Annotated in this window: 2 protein-coding genes; both read right to left on the bottom strand. The window is 47.8% G+C overall.

The window, feature by feature from the left end; all coding sequences use genetic code 11:
- Positions 1-1,504 (bottom strand): transketolase C-terminal domain-containing protein (locus tag WBV75_RS06130; RefSeq protein ID WP_424119759.1); only part of this gene is annotated, 1,504 nt, incomplete at its 3' end.
- 41 nt (positions 1,505-1,545) lie between these two features.
- Positions 1,546-1,902, bottom strand: a complete 357-nt coding sequence (locus WBV75_RS06125; protein WP_424119758.1) for a hypothetical protein — start codon at positions 1,900-1,902, stop codon at positions 1,546-1,548.
- Positions 1,903-2,199: the final 297 nt, after the last annotated feature.

Genomic DNA, 2,199 nt, shown 5'->3' with positions numbered 1-2,199 from the left:
CGGCATCTTTGGGCATGAGGTTCGGGTTCTCTGAACCCCGCACAGATAACTCCTTCACACGTGGGTAAGAATCCACAATGGTTTCCTGATAGGCCTTCTGTTTGGGTGAGTGCGGGATTTCCCGAATAAAATCTATAGAGAGGTAAAAGTTCTTTTTGCGTTTTCCATCGGGCAACATATTCTCGATTGCCCCGATGATTCCCTCAGGTTGTAAATCCCGGCTTCCCATACCGAAAGATCCTGAATAAATGGCAGGCATCTCGGATATGGAATAGGTGGTTAATTCAGGATACGCAAGGTGTTTTGGATCCCTGCCATTCTCGATGCACTTGTTTAAAACCGACCGCACTTCCCTTGTGATTGGGGAATCTACAGCCAGGGGCTGATCCAGTCGTTCCAAAACGGTGACTGCTTTTTTGCCTTTCAGGATTTCTCCCAACATATCCGAGGGGAAGGGTCGGAACATCACCAGGTCTACCACCCCTACTTTAATTCCCCGGGTTTCCCTGAGGTAATCCACAACGACTTCAGCGCTGGGCACCAGACTGCCCTGACCCAGGATAAGATAGTCGGCATCTTCTGCCCTGTAGGTCATCACGCGGTTATAGCGCCTGCCGGTGAGTTGGTGGTACTCTTCAAAGGCCTGATCCGCCAGTTCCTGAATGTGATCAAAGAAAAACGGGCGTTGTGCGGCAACGCTCTGCATATAGGAGTCCTGGTTTTGCACAATCCCTGCCATAACCGGGTTATCTACATCCCACAATTCGGGGATGCGACGGCGTGTTTCCCCGTAAATAATTTCCTGGGCCGGCGTCGGTGTTTTGATAATGTCATCAGGGCGCCCCAGGTATTCCTTAATCAACTCACGCTCAGGTAAAAGAAAGGACTCTATTAAATGTGTGGTTAAAAAACCATCCTGGGCTATAATTCCAGGTGAGAGTGCCAGTTCTGCAATGCGGTGCGAGATAATATTCAGGTCCGCTACGTGTTGTGCATTTTTGGCAAACATTTGAAAAAATCCGGTATCATCCACGGCGTGGTAGTCATCGTGCCCGGCGTGTACGTTTAAGGTCGATTTGGTCATCGCCCTTGCACCGATATTCAAGACATAGGTAAGACGTTTTCCCACGGCTGCATAGAGGGACTCGTGCATATACGCGATGCCCTGCCCGGATGAAAAGTTGGCGGCGCGCAAACCGGTCATTGATAAGCCGGCAGTAACTGCAGCAGCAGCGTGTTCTCCTTCCGGTTCAATGAATATCAGGGGTTTGTCAGAAATATTCAGGTGTCCCTTAGCGGCGGCATCGGCCCAAAACTCTCCCATTTGGGTAGAAGGGGTGATGGGATAGGCCCCGGCAGCATCGGTGGATTCACGTTCACACATGATTACAGCCGAATTTCCATCCATGGCAACGGGCTTACCCGGGTATTTGTATGATTTTGGGTCTTTGCCCTCTTTGGCACTTTTTGGAAGGCCTATTTTTTCAAGTATTGAATTGCTCATAATGACGCTCTATTTGACAGATTTTTTTGGGTTACCTTATGTTATTCACCAACCAATTGTTTTGCGTATTCCGCTAAATCGACACAGTTTTGCATCTCATCGAAAAGTGCGCTGTACTCATCATCCTTTTTGAAGGTTATAGCGGTTAAATCAAAGCTGCTAAATGCAGGGTCGACAGCCCGGCATTTTTCCAGTAAAACCTCGACAGTAGCCTCTTCATCGTATTCGATTCCGTGCTTCAATAGAAACCCCTGCAAATAATGGGATATGGAATACCGGGTGCTTCTGCATACCATAAAGGGTACGACATCTTCAGCGGGTCGATTCAACTCGCTCTTAGCGGCCGCCAGGTGTTGATCGGCTTGTTTGAACTGGGCTTTGATTTGATTGGAGTCCATGCGCAACGGTTTTAATTTGAAATAGGTAACAAGTAGTATCTATGAAAGATGGACTAAAAGTATCGAAAGAAAGACGGGTACTTTATGATTTTTATCAGTACTGGAGTAAATACAAAAGCGCGACAAACCTTCCTCCCTTTTGGGAGTTTCTGAACGGAGTATGGAGAACTGGGATACTTTTTAGTGGCTGGAAGTTCAGGTTGGCAGTAGGCAGTTGCAGTAGGTAGGGGGTGTAGCGTTCAAAGTTCAAGTTTCAAGGTTCAAAAATGAAAGTTGGCAGTGGCAGTGGCAGTAGGC

Origin of the sequence: Robiginitalea sp., from assembly GCF_049588695.1 — a bacterium.
In the GTDB taxonomy this organism is placed as follows: Bacteria; Bacteroidota; Bacteroidia; order Flavobacteriales; family Flavobacteriaceae; genus Robiginitalea.
This window is presented reverse-complemented; position numbering and strand designations above follow the sequence as displayed.